The organism is bacterium (Candidatus Blackallbacteria) CG13_big_fil_rev_8_21_14_2_50_49_14, assembly GCA_002783405.1.
Taxonomy (GTDB): Bacteria; Cyanobacteriota; Sericytochromatia; order UBA7694; family UBA7694.
Genome location: PFGG01000015.1, coordinates 1 through 20,289, shown reverse-complemented (window position 1 = coordinate 20,289; position 20,289 = coordinate 1). Strand labels below are relative to the sequence as shown.

Here is a 20,289-nt window from a genome sequence, read left to right as displayed (position 1 = left end):
ACCAGGTCAGGGCGATGGTCTCGTGAATAGCCATGGGTAATTTCAACAGTCCATTGAGCAGGACGCAGACTGAACTCGCTGCTAAATTTGGCGTTGGCAAGGTCGCTTTCCCACGCTATGAACGGGCTGAAACAAGACCGCCCGCACCAGCGGTCAAACTCCTCAAGCGGGTCGACAAACACCCAACAGATTGCCTTTGAAAATCTGGTGATCGATCATACGAGTATTAATCAACGCTTTGCCTTGGAGGAGTGTGCCCGAAGCAGTTGGCAGAGCAGATAAACCACATGTTTTTCATCCAGAAATGCCCCCCAAACAATAGGCTCTCTTTGCTTCGTTTGGATCTCTATTTGATACATGATGGTGGAGCCCCCTCCCAGACCGCGACTTTGCCCAATCATCTTGCGAAACGTAAACTGCTGAATCTCCGGCCATTGAAGCACCTGCTCAGGCTCAAACACGTTTTTTTTCTGACGACCCAATTGAATTCCCTGTTCATTCAATAGCAGGCTTTTTAGACCCATTGTCTGTTCGGCAAAAGCGTTGACGCGTTTTTCCAGAAACTGACTCCAGCGCTTGGTTTTTTGGATAAATAATGTGGCATTTGGCAAAATTTGAGCCAGAAACAAGAGTAAAATCAAGCCCAGGCCCCCACCCAAGACGTATTCATTCAACACATAACTATTTGCCAGTATGAACGCACCCCCCCCAAAACCGACAAGCCCCCACCAGCGTACCCAATCTGAGGTAAAGAGTGAATAGACAAAGCGCAGGCCTTGATCCTTTCGCACTACGGTAAAGGCCTTTTGATTTGGCCCCTTGCTTTCTAGCTCAGAATATGGGAGGGGAGCAAGCGCGGCATTTTGAATCTCGCGGCGATAGTTTAATCGGTAGCGATTGAGTTCTTCAACCAACCAGGCAGCATCTTGTGACTCAGCAAGTCCCAATATATTTCGGCAATACAAGGATGCCTCATAGCCTTCTGAAACTCCAGGAATACGATATTTAACAAGAATTTTAGGCCCTACGAGATCCTTCGTAAAGGAGAGTTCTTCAATCAGATACGTAGGTAAATACCAACGATGAATCTGGAGCCTCTGCGGCGTAATTTCAAGCAGTTTTTTATCTGCCGTCCACAAACAGGTGAGTACCTCCATTTGGGTAAAGAAATAACTCACATGGCTAATAAAAGCAATGATGGCAATATAAGAAATGACCTGGATAAAGGTTATTTCAAGAGCGTAGATTTTGTTGAGGTATAAAAGCCCTCCCACAAGCAAGAGATAGAAGATATTCATCAGATACAAGGCCTGTTTCAGGGGCTTTGCCTGAGTATTTAGACAGGCTTCAAAATAAGGGGGTTTGATTAAAACAGAAAGGCCAGTCTCTTTCTCCTGGGTCGTAAAATGAGGGGGTTTAGGGCTTTGCAAAAAGGTATCTTCGCCTTCAAAAATAGTTTCACTTCATGGTTGATCAGATGCACAATCTGCACCCGATACCTGAAAACAAGGCCAGGACATTTTGTCCTGGCCAGCTTAGAAAAAGTGTAAGCGAGGCTTAGGACTTCACATGCACGGTAGTTTTTTCTACATGGTATCATAGAGCCCTATGGAGCTAGAGATCATTTACCGAGACGAACGATTTATTGCAATAAACAAACCGGCCGGTTTACTTGTACACCGTTCCGCCATCGTGCAGGGCTATTCACCGGATCAAATCCATATCGATTACCCAGTAAAAGCGCAGTTGGACAAATACTCCCCCAATAAAAGACAAAATGGCATCACCGATCTGTCTACACTTGCAAAATGCGAGCTCAAGATCGCCAATGAGCGATATGAGAAAAGCCGATACAGTCTGGTTGAACTCAGGCCTCAAACAGGCAGAAGACACCAACTCCGCTATCACATGAAACATATATCACACCCCATTATTGGGGACCCCAAATATGGCAAGATAGAGCACAATCAGATCTTTAAAAATCACTTTGAGTGTCATCGGCTTCTATTGGCATCCATTGGCCTGAGTTTTACCCACCCATTTACGCAGAAAGACCAGGAGCTCCATTGCCTGCCCAACGACGATTTTCTATCTGTTGCGGCGCATCTGGGTTGGGAAGACCTCATCAAGGCAAAATTTTTGATTTAAAAAGGAAAAGAAAAAATGCATCAGAATCAGGCAGCTCCGAATCAAAGCCCGGCATCTATTTTTCCCGAGAGTTTACCGGCTGAACTTTTGGCCCAACTCCCGATTCATCAGCGGGAATACCTGGTCAATGGCGAATTGCACCTTTGGGAGGGGCCCAGTGAAGAGGTCTGGTCTCCGATTGGGAGCCGCAGCGAAAAAGGCTTTCAACCCCAGCTTCTGGGCAGTCTGCCCCGCTTGGATGAAGCAGCCGCCCTAGAAGCTCTGGACGCCGCAGTCCAAGCCTGGGATCATGGCCGCGGAGAATGGCCCACCCTGACCGTCGAACAGCGGATTCAACATGTAGAAGACTTCATCCGTCAGCTCAAAACCCGCCGGGAACCTGTGGTTCAGCTCCTGATGTGGGAGATCGGCAAATCACGGGCCGATGCGGCCAAAGAATTCGACCGTTCCGTGGATTATCTGGTCGATACCATTGAGTCGCTCAAAGATCTGGATCGGGCTTCTTCCCGCTTTGAGATTGAACAGGGGATTATTGCCCAAAGCCGACGCTCACCTTTAGGTGTCACCCTCTGTATGGGGCCCTTCAACTACCCGCTCAACGAAACCTTTACCACCCTGTTTCCGGCTCTGATTATGGGCAACCCGGTGGTATTCAAGCCCCCCAAATTGGGCGTGCTGCTCTACCAGCCCATCCTGGAACTCTTTCAGCGCTGTTTTCCTCCTGGGGTGATCAATACGGTCTACGGAGACGGTGCCACCATCATCGGCCCCTTGATGGGCAGTGGAAAAATCGAGGTACTGGCTTTTATTGGCTCAGCCAAGGTCGCCAATCTGCTCAAGAAACAGCATCCAGCCCCCCATCGCTTACGCTGCGTGCTCGGCCTGGGTGCCAAAAACCCTGCCATTGTGCTGGCCGATACCGATCTCGAGCTGGCGATTCCCGAATGTCTGAGCGGGGCCCTGTCCTTCAATGGTCAACGCTGTACCGCCCTGAAAATATTTTTTGTAGAGCGCTCACTGGTTCCAGATTTTTTAGAACGTATGAGCAACGCTATCTCGGGTCTGAAAGCTGGTCTGCCCTGGGATCCGGGAGTAATGCTCACGCCCTTGCCCGAACCTGGGAAACCCAGCTATTTTCAAGCCATGGTAGACGACGCTTTGAGTAAAGGCGCACAAGTCATCAACCCCGGCGGCGGGCAGATCGAGGAAAGCTTTTTCTATCCTGCCCTGCTTTACCCAGTCACCCCCGAAATGCAGGTCTACCAGGTTGAGCAATTCGGCCCCGTAATTCCGGTCGTGCCCTTTGACGATATTCAGGAACCCATCGACTATATCGTGCATTCGGCCTTTGGCCAGCAATTGAGTCTGTTTGGTTCGGATCCTGATACCCTGGCCCAATTGATCGATCCGCTGGTGAATCAGGTCTGCCGTATCAACCTCAACAGCCAATGCCAGCGCGGCCCTGATTCTTTTCCCTTTGCCGGACGCAAAGGTTCAGCCGAAGGTACGCTCTCGGTCAGCGATGCCCTGCGCTGTTTCTCGATCCGAACCCTGGTTGCAGCCAAACAGACAGCACTGAATCAAAACCTGATTACCCAAATCGTACGTGAGCGCAAATCTCACTTTTTATCCAGTGATTTCATCTTCTAGTCTCTGGAGAGCCAACGTTCGGAAAAGGCAACAGCAGAAAAAACAAGGGGCGCTCCCCCGCCGCTTGTTTCTCTGCTTTTCGACGCTGGCCTTCATGGCTTCTCAGCCGCTTCAGCCCGCTGGGGCAAAGCCGTCTTCACAGCCTGTTATCACCGAACCCCAACAGGTCCAGAATTCAGCAGCGGTTCAGGCCTACAAACTGCCGCTGGCGAATCACAGCTTTACCTATTACAGCTCTGCAGATTTAAATGCAACGCAGGAGCAGATCGAGCGCTGCGTACTTGTGATTCACGGAACCCGCCGAAATGCATTGGATTACTGGCAGCATATGCAGCAAGCCGGGCAAAGGGCCCAAACCTTAAATTCAACCCTTATCCTGGCACCACAGTTTTCGATACAAGGAGATTCGCTACAACGCAATGCCCTTTATTGGGACTTGAATTCGGCTTGGAAAATCGGCAATCTATCCTCGAAAGACCATTCTCCCCGCATCAGTTCTTTTCGCGTGATCGATGCCCTGATTGAAAGTTTATCGGATCAGAAGCGGTTTCCTAATTTAAAGAAGATTGTCATCGTGGGGCATTCTGCGGGTGGACAGTTTGTTCAACGCTATGCCTTAGGCGCTCATCCCCACACAAACTTGCCCTTGGTTTTTGTTGTGGCAAACCCTTCTTCCTATGCCTATCTCGACGCGCGCCGTCCGCTCAAAAACAAGCCCGATCAAATAGGCCTGCCCACTGAGAAGGTTCCGGGTTATAACCACTGGAAGTATGGACTGGAGCATTTGAACGCCTATATGAAAGAGCAAAGCAAAGAGGCCCTGATTGCCCAGTATCCAGCCAAAAATGTAATTTACCTGGTGGGCGAAAAAGATATTCTTCAGGATAAAAATCTCGATACCACCCCCATGGCCCGTTTACAAGGAGAAAACCGACTCCAGAGAGGTTTGAACTATTATCGCTACTTAACCCTATTCTATGGAAAAAGCGTTCATCAATTCAGGATCGTGCCTGGGGTGGGCCATAACCATGCCCAAATCTTTTCTTCAAAAGAGGGTCTGAAAGCCATCTTTGGCCCCTAAGCCGAAACTGAATCAAAACATTTACTTCAGTTTCAAATTTTTGACCTTCCCAGAAAAAAGGCTTACTCTAAAAGTAAGAGAAATCATATCAAAAAAAGCAAAACACTTGAATCGACAAGTAAAAAAGAAAAAATATCAAAATTTAGAGCAATCGAGCTATCGTTTAAGGTCAGTATTTTTTTTGTATATTAAAGTAAACACTTTGTTGAGGGACTTATGAATCACCGTCTTGTGCTCACTCTGATTGTTACTCTTGCTCTGAATCCAATGATTTCTCAGGCCAATGCTACAGTGCCGATCACGGAAGCTGTGATGGCTGAAGGTGAGTGTAGTCAGGGAATTGAGCTGTTAGATGCCCAGTTGATACTTGATGTCGATCCTGATAAAGGGCGTTTGAAGGGCCGCTATACGGCTGTGCTCAAGAATCCTTTTGCCAAACCGCTTGCACAGGCTTGTTTCGTTCTCAATCCTGGTTTGAAGATTGATCGTATCGAGATCAAGGGGCTGAAAAGCTTGCTTAAGGAACCAACTCAGGGTGCCAGTCCTTTGGCTTATCGCTTGATCCCGCAACAGCCCTTCGCTTCGGATTCGAGCCAACAGTTGAGTTTACAGTTCTCCGGGCCGATCATTGCCCAGCCAAAATTCGGTCGCATTCTGCCCGATGATGTGTTTTTGAGTTCTCAGAGCTTCTTTTATCCTCGTTTTGATCGCGCCCAAAACAGATATTGTCCCTTGAACTTACAAATTAAAGTGCCTCAGGGTTATCTGCCAGTTCCCTCGGGGGCGAAGCAGTTTCCAGTGCTTAGTGGCGATACTTATCATGCCAGTATCGAGACAGCTTGCGGCTTTCGAAATGAACAGGGGTTTGATCTGGCATCAGCCCGCTATGCCGTCAACGAAACGGGGCCTTTACGGATTTACCATAGACTGGGCAAACAGGTCAGCAAGGCCGAACTAGTGACTATGTCTGCCGAGTTCAAAGACATGTTCAAGGCGCTGGGCGATCAGTTTGGCCCACACACGGCCACTCACTTCAACCTTGTTGAAACCAACCGCGAGGACCTCGGCGGTATGGGCAAAGTTAACACCGTGTTTTTGTCGGACAAGTACTTTGGGCAAGCCGAAAAAGTGGCCCCGGCTCAGTACAGCTTTTTTAAACAGCAGTTTGGTGACCCAGACCGCATCACCAAAGAATTCGCCTTCTACCGGCGTACTGTACTGGCTCACGAATGCGCCCACCTGTTTATTAATCATTTTTATGACTACGATAAGCCCTGGTTCGCCGAAGGCTTACCTGAGTTCACCAGCCTGGAAGCGCTGCTGGCAACGGGACATAAATCCGATGTCGAGCGCAAACTGGCCGAATATCATCAGATCTGGAGGCAGGTTCCTACCCGTCCCTTGCCAGCCATCAATCAAGCCAGTTTGGATAGCCAGCTCGGTTATCGGGTCAATTATTATGGTACGCCACTGGCGCTCTGGGTCTTGCGCCAGAACCGCAGAGATACATTCAACGCTTTATGGAAGGCCTGGCTCTCAGATCGTAACAAAGCCCTGACTTACGCCTATTTTAAAGCCAGCTTTAACCTGAGTCCGACCGAAAGCGCTTACTTTGAAAAGGCCTTCGAGCCGAAGGCCTTCTGATCGGCCTGCAGGCCAGTTTGATTCAATACAAGTTGTGCTGGCACGTAGACCACGCTACTCGCTGATCTTACAAGAATTAGAGATTGTGAATGGACCAAAGAAATGTATAATTAAAGGGTTGGCACTGGGCCAATGGGCTTGAATTCACTCTCAAAACTGGATTTTACGTTTGAGTCTTTGACTGCCAAATAGCCCGCAAAACAATAGGCCCGATAGATAATTTCAACCTGAGAAAAACCCGCATCCAGCAAGAGATTGCGGTTTTGTTCAAGAGAAAGCGGCATCGAGACCCCGCGCAAAGCGATGGCCTTGTTGAGAATGGCGTCAGAACTCAGGCCCTGATCGGCTTTAAAATCGTAATAGAGCTGCGTGAGCATATCCTGAATCAAAGCATTTTCACCCAAAGTCTTCTCATAGAGAATCAAAGCCCCGCCGGGATGAAGGGTTTGAAAGAGTTGCTTGAGAAGCTTTTTGCGCTCTGCAAGGGGGATAAACTGAAGGGTATAGTATGAAATCACGCACTGGGCGGGCTGATAGGCAAAATTTTCGACCTGGGCTTGAAGCGCTTGAAAACGGGGTTCATGCTCAAGGCGTTGCCTGGCTTTTTCAACCATGCTGGCTTCAATATCCAGCCCAATATATTCGATTGGGCGCTCAGGCATACGGGCCAGAACAGATTCTGCCAAGGCCCCGGTTGAAACGCCGATTTCATACACCCGGGCCCCGCTGAAAAGAAAAAAACGCGCCAGAGAAGCAATATACGCCCGTTGCTCCTGACAATTGGGAATGGATTGCAAAATATGCGCATCAAATTGCTCAATCGTATCGGCAAAACTCCAGGTCTCTTGATTGAGGATAATTTCGCTGCCTACGTCCATGCTCGCCTCTTAAAACCCTGCAGCGGCAGGCCATTGCAGCGACTGCTGAGGATTGAGTAAATTCCCCTGGCCAAGCGTAAAATTCAAAGTTGGCCGCTCGAGTTCTGTGCCCAGAGCAGGGACAGTCGCCGCTGGATATTCCAGGCCAGGAAAAGTCAATGGCGCCAAGTTGCCCCCAGGAAAACCCAAACCGGGCATAAAAATCCATTGCGGCAGGGGGTGCAGGGCTTCAAAATCCGCTTGGGCCTGCGCTAACTGAGCAGAAGACAGGGTTTCGATCCACTCTGGGGCAAAATAATCGGGGTTGAGGTTTTTCCAATACGAGAGCAGGGTATTCACTTTTTCGAGTTTCGCCAAGGATTCAGCCTCCAAACTGGGTTTCTGCTCACGAAAGGCCGTCTGAAAGCGTTCAATCCACAAGAGGCTTTCTTTGCGGCTGATTTGACTGAAATCTGCAGGGGGAAGCTGAAGCAGAGCAGCGGCTTCGCTGAGCTGGGTTTGATAGGCAGCGTTAAAATTCTGGCTTAAACTTGGGTAAAAACGCAAAAGCAAAGCCTGCCCAATCGGAGCGTCCAAACTGCTGTCCCCTGTTTCTCCCCGCAAGGATTGGAGCTGGTCATAGGCAAGTTTCAGTGGGCCCGTTTGGGGATTTGCAACCGCTTCCTCTCCCTGAAGGTAGCGGTTGACCACCAGCATGAGATCGTCTCTGTTATGGGCCTGGGTGGAAAGACTTGATTGATAATCGCTTTGTTTGGACCAGAGCGCAAGATTTTCAGAGCGGACTGCGCCTGAAAGGATTTTTTGTAAGCTTTTGCGGTTCAGGTTTTCAGCAGGGCCCCGTGTGGCTTTTTCCCAGGCTCTGAGATGGGCAGGTGAAGCATAGGCACTGGAGGGGGCGGTGTGGGTATAGGCCCAAAAGGTTTTAAGATTGGGAAAAACATCCTGCCAATAGGCGATATTGCTGCGATAACCTGTATTGCAGGCACTGATATGCAGATCTTCAATTTCAGCGGCAGCAGCCGGAAAGATTTTGGCAAGATGGGCGATTTCACTCAGTTGCAGGCTGCCACGCCCCGCTTCACTCCAGATTTTGAGACCATTGCTATGGCCTGAAATCACGACCCGTCCGGGAATCTTCTGTCCCAATTCTGAGCCTTTCCAAATTTTCGCAAGCTGTGCCAATTCATCGCGCCCCTCTGCTTGGGCCTGTTCTAAGAGCTGGCTGAATGCCTGGGCTCGCTCAGGGCTGAGTTCAAGGGCAGCGATAAAAGCCGCTCTTCCTGGGGCTTGATTCAGATCAAAGCCCTCGATTTTCCCATTTTCACTCTTCAGTTCACGCACTGGGGCATGACTGGCACGCAAGGCCTTGAGTTCGTTACTGGACTGAGGATTCATGCCCAAAAACAGGATGCCGTCACGGGGTAAAGGGCCAGGGGCAGCTTTGCCGCTCAATTTGAGTTGGTCTTGAGGCGATTGAATGGCCTGAGACTTTTGCGTTGTTTGAACCGCTTGGGAGCGAATAGCCGTTTGGGGGGGGAGGTTCTGGCTGGGATGAAGTGCTGCAATACTGGGCATAGCTACCTGGTTAAGTTTGTATTATATCCAGGTTATATCGTCTGATATTCAAAAACTTGCTTGGGTCGATAAAAACAGGCATAAAAAAGGGAGAAGGCAGAACCCTCTCCCCTTCATTCAATGAAATTTATTCAATAATCCAACGATCGTTGGCACGATCCCAACTGATCACTTCTTCAGGTTTGAAGAAAATGCCAATTTCACGGGCTGCAGATTCAGGCGAATCTGAACCGTGAATTGCGTTCATACCGAAATCGACGGCAAAATCACCACGGATGGTGCCGGGCTCAGCGTTCTGGGGATTGGTAGCGCCCATCATTTTACGCGCAGCCAGAATCACATTCTTGCCTTCCCAAACCATGGCAACGATTGGAGAAGAGGTAATAAAGTCAACAAGGCCATCAAAAAAGGGCTTGCCCTTGTGCTCACCATAATGGGTTTCTGCGGTTTCACGAGAAACCTGCATCATCTTCATGCCCACAAGTTTGTATCCACGGGCTTCAAAACGGCCAATGATTTCACCCACGAGACCGCGTTGCACGGCATCGGGTTTAACTGCTAAAAAGGTACGTTCCATTTATTTATTCCTTCCTTTGGTCCAGTAAATCGAATTAAATTTTTTCTCTCCCACGGGATGCAGGTAAAAACCTTCTACCCCAGCCAAAGTGGCCATCATCTGCGTGGAATGAAAGAGCGGAACCCAAGGTGCATCCTGTTTAATCAGCACTTGGGCCTGTTCATAGAGCTGGGTACGTTCTGATTGGTCATAGACCGTACGGGCTTTGACCAAGAGTTCATGTACCGCCTGACTTTGATAAAAGGCATAATTCGCGGCAGATCCTTTGACGGTATTGTCCTTGTCGAGCAAGGTATACAGAAAATTATCAGGATCTCCGTTATCGCCAATCCAACCGGCGAGCGCCATATCGTGCTCGCTGTTTGACAATTTATCGAGATAGGTTCCCCATTCAAATGAAACAATTTGTGTTTCGATGCCCACTGTTTTCAAATCTGCTTGAATGGCTTCAGCAATGCGTTGCGGTTGGGGCATATAGGGTCTTGCAATCGGCATGGTCCAGAGTTTGGCTTTAAAGCCCTCCGGATACCCTGCCTCTCTCAAAAGTTTTTTTGCCTTTTCAGGATTATAATCATAGTCCCTGATCTGGCTATTATAGCCCCAAACAGTCGGGGGCATTGGGTTCACAGCAACTGTGCCCAGGGTTCCTTCGGCAAAGAACGCTTTCACCAAAGCGGGTTTATTGATCGCGTAATTGATCGCCTGGCGAACCTTGACATTGTCAAAGGGTTTCTTGGCATTGTTCAAGGCAAGATAGCCCACGTTCAAGCCGGGTTGGGTAATCAATTTCAAGCTGGGATTCTTGCGAATTCGCGGCACATCATCGGGGTTGATCCCATCCAGCACATCGATGGAGTGATTTTCAAGCTCTAGCAATCTGACCGCATTGTCGGGAACCGGTTTATAGATTAACAAATCTATTTTGGGAGCTTCGCCCCAATAATCCGGATTCCGCGTCAACATAATCTTTTCGTTGCGAACCCATTTTTTAAAGCGGTAGGGACCTGTGCCGACTGGATTCTTAAAAATATTTTCGCCGTATTTCTGAATCGCAGCGGGGCTGGCAATGCCCATATTAAACAGCGCCAAATTGGTCATAAAGGTCGCATCGGCCTGCTTCAGATGAAAGACCAGGGTGTCTTCAGCTGGGGCTTCAATCTTCTCAACCGCCCCAAAGAAAAGATGCCAATATTCCATTTTGCCTTTGAAGCGCCAGGGGCTTTTCTCATCCATTTGTCGATCATAATTAAATTTTACGGCTTCAGCGGTCAAAGGGGTTCCATCATGAAATTTGACCCCTTTACGCAATTGAAAGGTCCAGGTGAGCTTGTCCTCAGAAACACGCCAGGAAGTAGCCAAGCAGGGTTCCACCAGGGTTTTTTCACGTTGAAAACGCAAGAGCGGCTCAAAAATATTCAGAACAACAGCAGAGGATTCTCCATCTGTGGTATCTGCAGGATCGAGGGTGACAGCGTCTTTCGATTTCCCAAAAACAATATACTTGTCTTGATCCACAGGTGGTTTAATCTGACAGGCGCTACAGGCCGCCAGAAAGGTAGCCAGCAGCAGGGTTTTCATTGATGCTGTCATGCTTTCGGAATTCTGCCTTTTTGCTTGAATTGGTGCTATGATGGATGAGAATTATACCTTAAGTTCCAGGCAAATCCAAGCATGTTCAGCAATGGACGCAGTAAGCGTCGTAAAGAAATTCGCTTTGAAATCATCCCGATGATCGACGTGATGATGATTTTGGTCTTGTTTTTGGCCGTCATGGCTTTTCTGCCCTCTGTTCAAAGCGCGATCCAAACCAATTTACCGGCCTCAGGCTCTCAAGACTCTGTCAGCATGGAAGATGTGATGGTCTCGATCAACGATTCAGGCACGGTCTTCGTCAATGAGCGTTCCGTCACTGTTTCTGGTTTGGTTTCTGAAATCCAGCGTGAGCTCAAAGGCAATTTAAACCGTCGCGTGGTATTGGCTGCCGACAAAAATCTGGCCTATGAATACGTGGTTCAAGTGCTCTCGCTGCTGCGCAAAGCCAATATTAAAAATGTCGCCCTGGCCACAGAAGCCGATCAAAGTGGCGCAGCTCCGAATTCGCCAAAATAAGCAGAGGATAGTTTTTGATGAACCCCAACGAAGCCCACTCTATCCTGTACCGCAGTGACGATACCCACCTCACCGCTGACGCTTTTCTCAAACTCGCCGAACGGGTACTGAGACAGCATTTCGACAGGCTGCAAACCGCGCGGGCCCTACAAAATACCGTCAATATTTGCGCCTGGGATCATCACAAATTGGTGGGCTGCGTCAGAATTCTCTCCGATGGTTATTTTTTCAGCACCCTCCCAGACATTCTCATTCACCCGGATTATCCAGGACAAGAAATTCTTTCAGAATTGCTGCTTCGGGCCTGTGAGATCTCTCCGACCAGCTTGTTCATCGGAGCCCAGCCCGGCCACGAAAATCTTTTTCTGAGTTTAGGTTTTAAACAGGGCTTAGAGGGGTATTATTTCATAAAGCCTTTACCGCACGCCAATTCTGAATCGGAGATGGAATAAATGCAGAAACTCAAATGGCGCCTTCTGACGCTCTGCTTCGTATTGAATGGATTCACAGCCCCAGCTCTCGCTTACGCCTACCCTGAAGCTCCCAAGCACCCTCTGATCGAAAATTATCACGGCACTTCAGTTGCCGACCCTTACCGTTGGCTCGAGAATATCGACAGCCCCGAAACCAAAGCCTGGGTTGAAGCCGAAAATAAATTAACCCAAAATTATCTCAATCAATTTCCGCAACGCGCACAGATCTTCAAGCGCTTGGAAACGCTGCAAAATTATCCCCGTACGGGTGTGCCCTTTAAAGCAGGAAAAGCCTATGCCTTTTGGAAAAACAATGGCCTTCAGAATCAATCGGTTCTGTATTATCAAAAGAGCTTAACGGATTCAGCCAGCCTGATTTTGGATCCAAATCAGCTCAGCAAAGATGGCACGGTAGCCGTTTCTGATCTTAAATTCAGCCACGATGGCCGCTATATGGCCTATGCACTTTCACAGAGTGGCAGTGATTGGCAGGAGGTCAGAATTCGCGATCTTCAAACAGGTAAGGATCTTCCTGAAGTCTTAAAAGACTTAAAATTCTCTGGCATAGCCTGGAAACATGACAATTCAGGTTTTTTTTACAATCGCTATCCCCAGCCTGGAACCGTGCCTGAAAAAGAACAGTATTTAAACAACAAGGTATATTGGCATCGTTTGAATTCTCTTGTCAGTGAGGATCTCGAAATTTATGCCCGGCCAGACCTGCCAGAGCTTTCGTTTTACCCAACCCTCACCGAAGACGGCAGATTTCTCTTGCTCTATGGGTCAAAGGGAACCGAACCAGAAAACCGACTGTATTACAAAGATCTTCAGAAGAATGGCCCGATTGTCAGATTGCTGGATCAGGCAGATGCCAGCTATACGGTGATTGATTACCAGGCAGGCAGATTTTATCTCGAAACCGATTTAAAGGCCCCGCGAAAACGCATCGTAGCCATCGATCCTCTCAAACCCGCAGTAAAAGACTGGGTTGAAATCATCCCAGAACAAAAGGATGTACTCAGTTTCGCCCAATTTGTAAACCATCAATTGGTAACAGGGTGGCTGCATGATGCGCATTCACGCTTACGGGTTTATGCGCCCACTGGGAAATTTGAATATGAAATTGCGCTCCCTGTTCCCGGCTCGATCTCGGGCATTACCGGGGATCGCGAGGACAGCGAAATGCTGTTTGGCTTTACCTCATTTCTTTTTCCCAAAACCGGGTACCGCTTTGATTTTAAAACGCGAAAATTAAACATACTCCAGGCCCCAGAAATTCAATTTGATGCCAGCCCCTATACCACCACCCAGGTCTTTGTAAATTCCAAGGACGGCACCCCAATCCCCATCTATCTGACCCACCGCAAAGATCTGCAATTGAATGGAAAAAATCCTGTTTTGCTCTATGGCTATGGGGGCTTTAATATTTCCTTGACGCCTTGGTTTTCACCGACTGAATTGCTCTGGCTAGAACAGGGTGGGGTCTATGCGGTTGTCAATTTGAGAGGGGGAGGAGAATACGGAGAGGCCTGGCACCGTGCTGGCATGCTCCAAAACAAACAAAACGTCTTTGATGATCTGATCGCCTCTGCCGAGTGGTTGATCAAACAAGGCTATACCCAACCCTCGCGACTTGCGATTCAAGGCGGAAGCAATGGGGGACTGCTGGTGGGCGCCACACTATTACAAAGACCCGATCTCTTTGGGGCTGCGATTTGCCAAGTGCCCGTACTGGATATGTTGCGTTACCATCTCTTTACGGTCGGGCGCTATTGGATCCCCGAATATGGCAATGCGATTGAAAATCCTGAAGACTTCAAATTTATGTATGCCTATTCGCCCCTGCATCGAATTCACAAGCCCCAGGCCCACCCCCCTGTCTTGATCACCACCGCTGACCACGACGACCGGGTCTTGCCCGCCCATGCCTATAAATTTACAGCGGCCCTGCAAGCTGCCAGCGAGGGAAAAAATCCTGTGCTCTTACGCGTTGAAACCAAAGCGGGCCACGGGGCAGGCAAGCCGATTCAAAAACGTTTGGAAGAACATGCCGATATCTATGCCTTTCTCTTTCAGCTCTTTGGCATGAGGTTGCCTTAAGTGTTGCGAATCAGTGGCGGAGAATGGCGCAATCGCTCGCTCAAATGGCTGGATATACCTGAGATACGCCCCACCTCTGCAAAAGTGCGCGAGGCTTTGTTTCAAATCCTGAAAGATGAGCTTGTGGATGCCGTCTGCTGGGATCTCTGTGCCGGCAGTGGCATCATGGGCTTTGAAGCCTTAAGCCGGGGGGCTGAAAAAGTAATATTTGTAGAAAAGAACAAACGTGCTGCGGGTTTGATTCGGCAAAATATTGAAAAATTTGAAATTCAAGCACAGGCCCAGGTCATTCCAGCGGATCTCTTGGTCTTTTTGCGCCGCAGTCGTGAGCCCGTCGATCTGATTTATATCGATCCTCCCTATGCCAGCCCGGTCTACCGACCGCTGATGCAGGTCTTGGACCAAACCGTCTCGGAATGGGGAAAACCGAATACCAAACTCTGTATCGAACATCGCAAAGATCGCCAGCTTGAACTTGAAACCCTGCAAAACTGGCAATTTCAGCAAACCCGAAACTATGGCGATACCCGCATCAGTTTTTTTATTCCCCGTTTGAGTGAGACATGAGCAAAGAAAAAACATCGCCCCCCAAAACTTCCCTGAGAAAAAAAATAGTGGCCTTGCTCACCCCTGTGATCACCCCCGTGCTCACCCTGGGAATTATTCTGGGGCTTTCCTATGGTTTTTGGAAAATGGGTGCGCATAACCCAGCGGCCCCCACCAACAAGGCCAAACCTGATGACCAGGTGGGTATTCGGTTTTTTAATGTTGAACTCTTGGGAAAAAAATCGGGGACACGGTTTTTCAGTATTTTTGCAGACCAGATCGAAATTAGCAAAGACAACCGCTATGTTTTTTTTCAAGGCAAAACGAAGCCACACGGCGAGTTTTATAACCTGAAGGATTGGGATCAGGAGCTCTCCGCTGAGGTTCAGGCCCCCAATCCGACGCCCAGAAATATCCAATGGGAAGCCAAACGGGCAGAATATGATTTACAACTCGAAAACCTGACCATGTACGATAAAGTCCGTCTGATCACCGATGCCGGTGATATTGTTGAAACCGATGAAATGTTTTGGTCAAAACAGGATGAAACTTTAAAAAGCACAACCCGCTCCAAGGTCTTGACCCATAAAAAAACCTATTTTGAAGCAGATAAACTCGATGTAAAAACCCGTGACAAAGAAATTGTCATGGAAGGAAAAGTGTATATTGAAATGAATGTAGGCAAGGATCAAAAAGTCGAGGTTCCCGGACAGTGAGAAAGAGTTTATTTTTTTTACTGACAACAGTTTTGCTGAGTTGTGCCCCCGAGGGCAAACAATATACCCTTGAAGCAGAGATTTCTCCAGGGCCAGAAGCCTGGCAGGTAAAAGGCAGCAGCAATTTACCCGATCAGTCCCAAATTCTGGTAACACTCTTGGATCCCAAATTTGAAGGCAATTACAGCAAGAATGTGGTGGTTCAGGAATTTGGCATGATCAAAGATCAGGCCTTCAGCTTGAAATTAAAACCCCTCAAACCTATCTCTGCAGGCTCCTATCAGGTAAGATTAAGTTTTTCCCCCAACGCCTATGATTGGAGCGGAGGCAAGGTCACAGCAGAAGTGGGTGCAAAAGGCGAAAACCTACATGGCAAATATGTTTTTGTTGAAGATGGCGTCAACAAATTGGTAAACACCCTCAAGGTTGAATACAAAGGAAAATAAGATGCAAACAGTCAAAATCGGAATGCTTGGTTGCGGAACCGTGGGAAGTGGTGTGGTGAAACTGCTTCAGGAAAAATCACAAGAGTATGCCCGCCGCTGCGGTGCAAAGCTTGAATTGAGCAAAATCCTGGTGCGTGATCTGAACCGGGTACGTGAAGGGGTGGATCCCGCCCTCTTGACAGAGGATCCTGCTGAGATTCTTGAAGATGAAGAAATTCAAATTATTGTCGAAGTCATGGGGGGAGTCGACCCCACCCGAGAATATCTGCTCCAGGCAATTGGTTCAGGTAAACATATCGTAACGGCCAATAAAGCCCTAATCGCACAGCATGGCGATGCGCTCTTTGATGCCGCCAGCGAAAATGAAGTATCCCTCTATATTGAAGCCGCTGTCGCAGGCGGGTTGCCGATTATTCAGACGATTAAACGCAGTTTGGTCGCCAATAAATTGCTCTCCATGTATGGCATTATCAACGGAACCACCAATTATATTCTCAGTGCCATGACAGAAGAAGGCCGGGAATTTCAAGAGGTTTTGAGCGAAGCGCAAGCCAAAGGGTATGCAGAAGCCGATCCTACCGATGATGTAGAGGGCTTCGACGCAGTTTATAAGCTGGCGATTCTCTCCTCGCTGGTCTTTGAACAACGCATGCCCCTGAAACAGATCCACCGGGTGGGCATTACCCGGATTGCCAGCCGGGATATTGAATATGCCAAACAATTTGGCTATGTGATCAAACTCTTGGCGATTGCCAAACAGGAAGACGGTCATTTTCAGGCCCGCGTCAATCCCACCATGATTCCCGCAGATCATCCCCTGGCTTCAGTGAATGGGGTCTTTAACGCTATTCTGCTCAAAGGGGATGCCGCTGGAGATATTATGTTTTATGGCCAGGGTGCGGGTTCCCTGCCCACGGCCAGTGCCGTTGTCAGTGATATTCTCAATATTGTCACAGACTTGGACAATCCGCCCAATATGCTCATGGCCTGTCAACACGGCGGCGAGCATGTTGAATTGAGCCAGTTGGAAACCGTGGTCAACCGCTACTATGTCAGAATTCTGACCGCCGATAAATCTGGGGTTTTAGGGCAAATTGGCACCCTCTTGGGGAAAGAAGATATCTCTGTGCATACCCTGCTGCAACGCAAAGAAGAAGAAGGCGATGCCGAACTGGTCTTTATTACCCACCCCGTCTCGGATCAAAAACTGAGACAGGCCATTGCCCAAATCCGCCAACTTGAAACCACACGAGAAATTTACAGTATTATTCGGGTTGAGGATTTTTCAGTCTGAACCTGTAAGGCACCCCAAAGCGTTCATAAAAAAGCTCCCCAAAAGGGGAGTTTTTTTTTTATGGGCCTTTAATCATCCAATTTTGCAGTACATTGGTAAATCGAGTTTGGGAAACCTTTATCGGGCTCAATTTTAGCTGAGCATTGATAAATTCCACTGCCAGGAAGTTTGCCCGGTTCAATTTTGGCAGAGCATTGGTAGATACCGGGGGGCTGATCTGGAAAATGATTTTCCTGATCCATATGTTTGTGTTCATGCTTGGGTTGCAGATGACGCTCTTCTTCCTGATCGGGGAAATAGGCACACTGATACATTTTGGGCGGGTGTTTTTCCCCTTTGGGATCTTGATCAGGATAAAAGGCACATTGGTGCATTTTGGGGGGGTGTTTGCCTTCATCAGGTTCAGGATGCCAGGCACAGAGATGGACTTTGGTCTGGGGAAGTTCTTTGTGGGGAAACACTTGGGCGTCTTGAAGATCGCGGGGTTTTAATTCAGATTCAAGCGGAGGAAGCGGCATTTTTTCGACGGTTTTTTCAGGGTTTTTGGATTTGCTCGGATTGAGGGGCCCCCCAAATTCAGGCGGGGTGGCACCGGAGGGAAACTTCAGATTCATGCAGGGACTCCTTGGTGATCATGATTCAGGTCTAGCTCTATCATACCCATTTAGCAGCTAAAAATTGCTAAATTTTAATTAAAATTCTCAAATCAGCAATTCTTGCGCCTGAAGCCAGCTCAACCAAGCAGAAAGCGTTTCGCTTTCAGCTCTTAATTCAGGGTAAGCGTGAAACAATTCCGCCAAACAGGCCTCGCATGCGCGCAAACCATCCAGCATTTGCAGCACGAGATACAAGCCCCAATGCAGTTTCAGGTGATGGTTTTGATGCGCACTTTTCCAAATCAGCCAGCCTGTAAAGGGTTGAGAGACATAGATCTCGACAGGATATACTCTTGAATCGAGAAGCAGATCAAAATCAGGGCCTGCAACAAGCAAACCAGCCGATGAAGCCAATCTCAGTGAAGGGCTCTCCGTAGCCAGCCAGGGCGCTTGATAAAATTTAAGTTTTAAAAGGCAGCGCTCATAGGCGATTAAATCCTGTAGCCAGGGCTGATCTTGATTCTCTGCTTGGGCAGCAATCCAGGCCAGCCAAGGGTCCAAGCCTTTTTCAGGCGGATAGACCTGGGCACCAGGAAAAGCCAGGGCATAGGTTTGAGCCCATTTGCGTAAAAGCTTGGGAGCGAGTTTTGCTTTTAGACGGGCGGGCAAACTGGAATAAAGCACAGAAATTCTTCCTCTTTGAACAGCACCTGCAATTTCTGAAAGCAAGTCCTGCGGCAGGCTGGCTAGCGCCTGACGTTCTGCTTCGCTCAACGCAGGGTTCTCCTGAGAAATAAGTTCTTGATGAGATTCTGGGTTCAACATCAGTTTCAGCCAGGTTTCTTCCCAGCCTTTCAAGCTCATACGCGTAACCCCAGCAACTGTCTGGCAGTATCCACTTCAGCAATCAAGGCCTGTAAATCGTCAAAGCGATCGTCTCGCTCAATCGAAACAGCTTTCACCCCAGACCTTCGCAAAACAAACTTCAGCAATTCCCAGGTTTCTTTGAAGATCGCCTGATCATGGGTATCAAAGATCATGTTTTTATAGATGCGTCCCCCCGCCAAATGGATTTGAATGATGCGATCGGCAGGCAAGGTCTCAATAAAGGCATAGGGATCCAGACCCAAATTTTTGGCATTCCCATACAGATTGGCCACATCCAATAGAATGCCGGCGTCTGCTTCAAGCACGATTTTGCGAAAAAACGCGGCATCTGTTAATTGCTCAGAAAGCTCGGGACGCCAGTAATAGGCTGGATTTTCGAGCAAAAGTGGGGCCCCTACGGTTTTGATCGCATGCTTGGCATTGGCAAGCACCACCGTCAAAGCCTCCTCAGTGCAGGGCAAAGGATTGAGAGACCAGGTTTTGATCCCACTGCCATGGGTAAAACACAAATGGTCACTCCACCAGGGGCTCTTGCAACGTGCAAGAATTCGTTTGACCTGCAAGAGATACTCAGGATCCAGGCCTTCACAGCTGCCCACAGACAGCTCAACCCCATGGGGAATCACAGGATAGTGTCGTGATAAACGCAATAGCGAGGCATCCCAAACAGGATCGAGAAAATCATCTGTCATGATTTCGATAAAATCTGCAACCCCTTCATGGGCAAACAACCCCTCCAGTGGGGGGCGCCAGCCCAAACCCGCTCCCAAATACGGCAGAGTCTCCCAGACCGTAGCTGCAGGCTCAGGCTCGGGCTTCCGGGCAATGAGTTGAACCAGCCCATGTTCATGCGCGCCCAAAGGGGGGTGGTGATCGCTTACGCGTCCCGAAAATTCAAACCAGATTTCCCAATCTGAGAAATATTGTTTTAAGCTCTCTAAACTGAGAATCCCTGTCGGCAAGACCTCACCGCTCACCGATCTCGCAAAAGAGTGGTTCGCCCCCGGATCCTCTGAACTAAAACTTGAAAAGACAAGCACGCCCCCAGGAACCAGGGCTTTAGCTATGCGTTTCAGTTCCTGGGCATGTTCTGACTGGGGCAAGAACGGAAACAGATTCAGGCAAAATATTGAGGCCCAAGCTTCATTCCCCAAATCAACCTCGCGCAAATCTTTCTGAAGCAGGGTTAGCTTGGGCAGGTTTTGCTGAAAGGCTTCTGCCCTGTGGGGATCAGATTCCAGGCCCGTCACCTCAAAGCCATAGTGGCTGAGAATCTGTGACCAGGTTCCTTCACCAGCCCCCAGATCCAGAACAGGGCCGTGGGGAATCCAGGGAAAGAGTCTCTGAATCTGATCGGTTGAAAGTGCTTTTTTCAAATCCATTCCTCAAAATGAATGCTTAAGATTTGGGTTCTGAAGGGGACTCAACTTTCTGACATCTTCGCATCAATCCAGGGTAGAAATCAAGTTTCGCACAGTGCTTCAGAATGAAAGACTGAATTTTTGAGTTCAGTTGAGAAAAGCAAGAACAGAGGCATAGAGCAGGGTCTGTACAGGAAAAAGTAGGCA

Annotated in this window: 21 protein-coding genes; 13 read left to right on the top strand and 8 right to left on the bottom strand. The window is 48.6% G+C overall.

What is annotated here, in order from left to right; genetic code table 11:
- Nucleotides 1-32: 32 nt before the first annotated feature.
- Nucleotides 33-200: a hypothetical protein gene (locus COW20_03725; protein ID PIW50127.1), complete on the top strand. Its 168-nt coding sequence runs from the start codon at nt 33-35 to the stop codon at nt 198-200.
- A gap of 30 nt (nt 201-230) precedes the next feature.
- Here COW20_03725 and COW20_03720 read toward each other — a convergent pair whose 3' ends face one another.
- Nucleotides 231-1,430: a hypothetical protein gene (locus COW20_03720; GenBank protein PIW50126.1), complete on the bottom strand. Its 1,200-nt coding sequence runs from the start codon at nt 1,428-1,430 to the stop codon at nt 231-233.
- A 178-nt stretch (nt 1,431-1,608) separates the two neighbouring features.
- On the opposite strand from COW20_03720, the gene COW20_03715 reads away from it, so the two are divergent.
- The 5 genes from COW20_03715 to COW20_03695 all read left to right on the top strand — a co-directional run bounded on the left by COW20_03715 (nt 1,609) and on the right by COW20_03695 (nt 6,523).
- Nucleotides 1,609-2,148 (top strand): hypothetical protein, encoded by a 540-nt coding sequence (locus COW20_03715; GenBank protein ID PIW50125.1) that lies wholly within the window; start codon nt 1,609-1,611, stop codon nt 2,146-2,148.
- Between the two features lie 15 nt (nt 2,149-2,163).
- Nucleotides 2,164-3,798, top strand: a complete 1,635-nt coding sequence (locus COW20_03710) for an NADP-dependent glyceraldehyde-3-phosphate dehydrogenase (protein ID PIW50124.1) — start codon at nt 2,164-2,166, stop codon at nt 3,796-3,798.
- A gap of 64 nt (nt 3,799-3,862) precedes the next feature.
- Nucleotides 3,863-4,879 carry a hypothetical protein gene (locus tag COW20_03705; protein ID PIW50123.1) on the top strand — a complete coding sequence of 339 codons (1,017 nt, stop codon included), beginning with the start codon at nt 3,863-3,865 and terminating at the stop codon, nt 4,877-4,879.
- Nucleotides 4,869-5,099, top strand: a complete 231-nt coding sequence (locus tag COW20_03700; GenBank protein PIW50122.1) for a hypothetical protein — start codon at nt 4,869-4,871, stop codon at nt 5,097-5,099. Before COW20_03705 ends, COW20_03700 begins: the two co-directional genes overlap by 11 nt.
- Nucleotides 5,096-6,523 (top strand): hypothetical protein, encoded by a 1,428-nt coding sequence (locus COW20_03695; GenBank protein PIW50121.1) that lies wholly within the window; start codon nt 5,096-5,098, stop codon nt 6,521-6,523. Before COW20_03700 ends, COW20_03695 begins: the two co-directional genes overlap by 4 nt.
- A gap of 110 nt (nt 6,524-6,633) precedes the next feature.
- Here the strand turns inward: COW20_03695 and COW20_03690 are convergent, their stop codons facing one another.
- From COW20_03690 to COW20_03675, 4 genes are all read right to left on the bottom strand, one after another.
- Nucleotides 6,634-7,401, bottom strand: coding sequence for a hypothetical protein (locus COW20_03690; GenBank protein PIW50120.1), 768 nt, complete (start codon nt 7,399-7,401; stop codon nt 6,634-6,636).
- 9 nt (nt 7,402-7,410) lie between these two features.
- A complete protein-coding gene (locus tag COW20_03685) occupies nt 7,411-8,976 on the bottom strand; it encodes a hypothetical protein (GenBank protein ID PIW50119.1) in 1,566 nt (521 codons plus the stop codon).
- A 127-nt stretch (nt 8,977-9,103) separates the two neighbouring features.
- Entirely contained in the window at nt 9,104-9,553 is a 450-nt protein-coding gene (locus COW20_03680; protein ID PIW50118.1) for a nucleoside-diphosphate kinase, read from the bottom strand.
- On the bottom strand, nt 9,554-11,143 hold the full coding sequence (locus COW20_03675; protein PIW50117.1) for an ABC transporter substrate-binding protein: 1,590 nt from the start codon (nt 11,141-11,143) through the stop codon (nt 9,554-9,556).
- Between the two features lie 81 nt (nt 11,144-11,224).
- Between COW20_03675 and COW20_03670 the strand changes: the two genes are divergently transcribed.
- The 7 genes from COW20_03670 to COW20_03640 are packed head-to-tail and all read left to right on the top strand — an operon-like array spanning nt 11,225 to nt 17,237.
- The gene (locus tag COW20_03670; GenBank protein ID PIW50116.1) at nt 11,225-11,662 is read left to right on the top strand and encodes a hypothetical protein; all 438 of its coding nucleotides are present in this window, start codon (nt 11,225-11,227) and stop codon (nt 11,660-11,662) included.
- Between the two features lie 17 nt (nt 11,663-11,679).
- Complete coding sequence (locus COW20_03665) at nt 11,680-12,114, top strand: GNAT family N-acetyltransferase (GenBank protein PIW50115.1); 435 nt, start codon at nt 11,680-11,682, stop codon at nt 12,112-12,114.
- A complete protein-coding gene (locus tag COW20_03660) occupies nt 12,115-14,235 on the top strand; it encodes a S9 family peptidase (protein ID PIW50114.1) in 2,121 nt (706 codons plus the stop codon). It begins immediately after the preceding gene.
- Nucleotides 14,236-14,802: a 16S rRNA (guanine(966)-N(2))-methyltransferase RsmD gene (rsmD, locus tag COW20_03655; GenBank protein ID PIW50113.1), complete on the top strand. Its 567-nt coding sequence runs from the start codon at nt 14,236-14,238 to the stop codon at nt 14,800-14,802.
- The gene (locus COW20_03650) at nt 14,799-15,497 is read left to right on the top strand and encodes a hypothetical protein (GenBank protein ID PIW50112.1); all 699 of its coding nucleotides are present in this window, start codon (nt 14,799-14,801) and stop codon (nt 15,495-15,497) included. Before rsmD ends, COW20_03650 begins: the two co-directional genes overlap by 4 nt.
- Nucleotides 15,494-15,943: a hypothetical protein gene (locus COW20_03645; GenBank protein ID PIW50111.1), complete on the top strand. Its 450-nt coding sequence runs from the start codon at nt 15,494-15,496 to the stop codon at nt 15,941-15,943. The genes COW20_03650 and COW20_03645 overlap by 4 nt, the downstream gene beginning before the upstream one ends.
- A gap of 1 nt (nt 15,944) precedes the next feature.
- On the top strand, nt 15,945-17,237 hold the full coding sequence (locus tag COW20_03640; GenBank protein PIW50110.1) for a homoserine dehydrogenase: 1,293 nt from the start codon (nt 15,945-15,947) through the stop codon (nt 17,235-17,237).
- Between the two features lie 68 nt (nt 17,238-17,305).
- Here the strand turns inward: COW20_03640 and COW20_03635 are convergent, their stop codons facing one another.
- The 3 genes from COW20_03635 to COW20_03625 form a co-directional block, all read right to left on the bottom strand.
- Nucleotides 17,306-17,851, bottom strand: a complete 546-nt coding sequence (locus COW20_03635; protein PIW50109.1) for a hypothetical protein — start codon at nt 17,849-17,851, stop codon at nt 17,306-17,308.
- Nucleotides 17,852-17,938: 87 nt separating this feature from the next.
- Nucleotides 17,939-18,697, bottom strand: a complete 759-nt coding sequence (locus tag COW20_03630) for a hypothetical protein (protein ID PIW50108.1) — start codon at nt 18,695-18,697, stop codon at nt 17,939-17,941.
- Nucleotides 18,694-20,103, bottom strand: coding sequence for a hypothetical protein (locus COW20_03625; protein PIW50107.1), 1,410 nt, complete (start codon nt 20,101-20,103; stop codon nt 18,694-18,696). Before COW20_03625 ends, COW20_03630 begins: the two co-directional genes overlap by 4 nt.
- Between the last annotated feature and the right edge of the window lie 186 nt (nt 20,104-20,289).

Excerpts from the sequence above, each read along its gene's own strand:
- COW20_03675 (PIW50117.1), bottom strand. The coding sequence starts at position 11,143 with ATGACAGCATCAATGAAAACCCTGCTGCTGGCTACCTTTCTGGCGGCC.
- COW20_03640 (PIW50110.1), top strand. The coding sequence starts at position 15,945 with ATGCAAACAGTCAAAATCGGAATGCTTGGTTGCGGAACCGTGGGAAGT.
- COW20_03710 (PIW50124.1), top strand. The coding sequence starts at position 2,164 with ATGCATCAGAATCAGGCAGCTCCGAATCAAAGCCCGGCATCTATTTTT.
- COW20_03725 (PIW50127.1), top strand. The coding sequence starts at position 33 with ATGGGTAATTTCAACAGTCCATTGAGCAGGACGCAGACTGAACTCGCT.
- COW20_03635 (PIW50109.1), bottom strand. The coding sequence starts at position 17,851 with ATGAATCTGAAGTTTCCCTCCGGTGCCACCCCGCCTGAATTTGGGGGG.
- COW20_03695 (PIW50121.1), top strand. The coding sequence starts at position 5,096 with ATGAATCACCGTCTTGTGCTCACTCTGATTGTTACTCTTGCTCTGAAT.
- COW20_03690 (PIW50120.1), bottom strand. The coding sequence starts at position 7,401 with ATGGACGTAGGCAGCGAAATTATCCTCAATCAAGAGACCTGGAGTTTT.
- COW20_03665 (PIW50115.1), top strand. The coding sequence starts at position 11,680 with ATGAACCCCAACGAAGCCCACTCTATCCTGTACCGCAGTGACGATACC.
- COW20_03660 (PIW50114.1), top strand. The coding sequence starts at position 12,115 with ATGCAGAAACTCAAATGGCGCCTTCTGACGCTCTGCTTCGTATTGAAT.
- COW20_03685 (PIW50119.1), bottom strand. The coding sequence starts at position 8,976 with ATGCCCAGTATTGCAGCACTTCATCCCAGCCAGAACCTCCCCCCCCAA.
- COW20_03715 (PIW50125.1), top strand. The coding sequence starts at position 1,609 with ATGGAGCTAGAGATCATTTACCGAGACGAACGATTTATTGCAATAAAC.
- COW20_03680 (PIW50118.1), bottom strand. The coding sequence starts at position 9,553 with ATGGAACGTACCTTTTTAGCAGTTAAACCCGATGCCGTGCAACGCGGT.
- COW20_03625 (PIW50107.1), bottom strand. The coding sequence starts at position 20,103 with ATGGATTTGAAAAAAGCACTTTCAACCGATCAGATTCAGAGACTCTTT.
- COW20_03650 (PIW50112.1), top strand. The coding sequence starts at position 14,799 with ATGAGCAAAGAAAAAACATCGCCCCCCAAAACTTCCCTGAGAAAAAAA.
- COW20_03630 (PIW50108.1), bottom strand. The coding sequence starts at position 18,697 with ATGAGCTTGAAAGGCTGGGAAGAAACCTGGCTGAAACTGATGTTGAAC.
- COW20_03670 (PIW50116.1), top strand. The coding sequence starts at position 11,225 with ATGTTCAGCAATGGACGCAGTAAGCGTCGTAAAGAAATTCGCTTTGAA.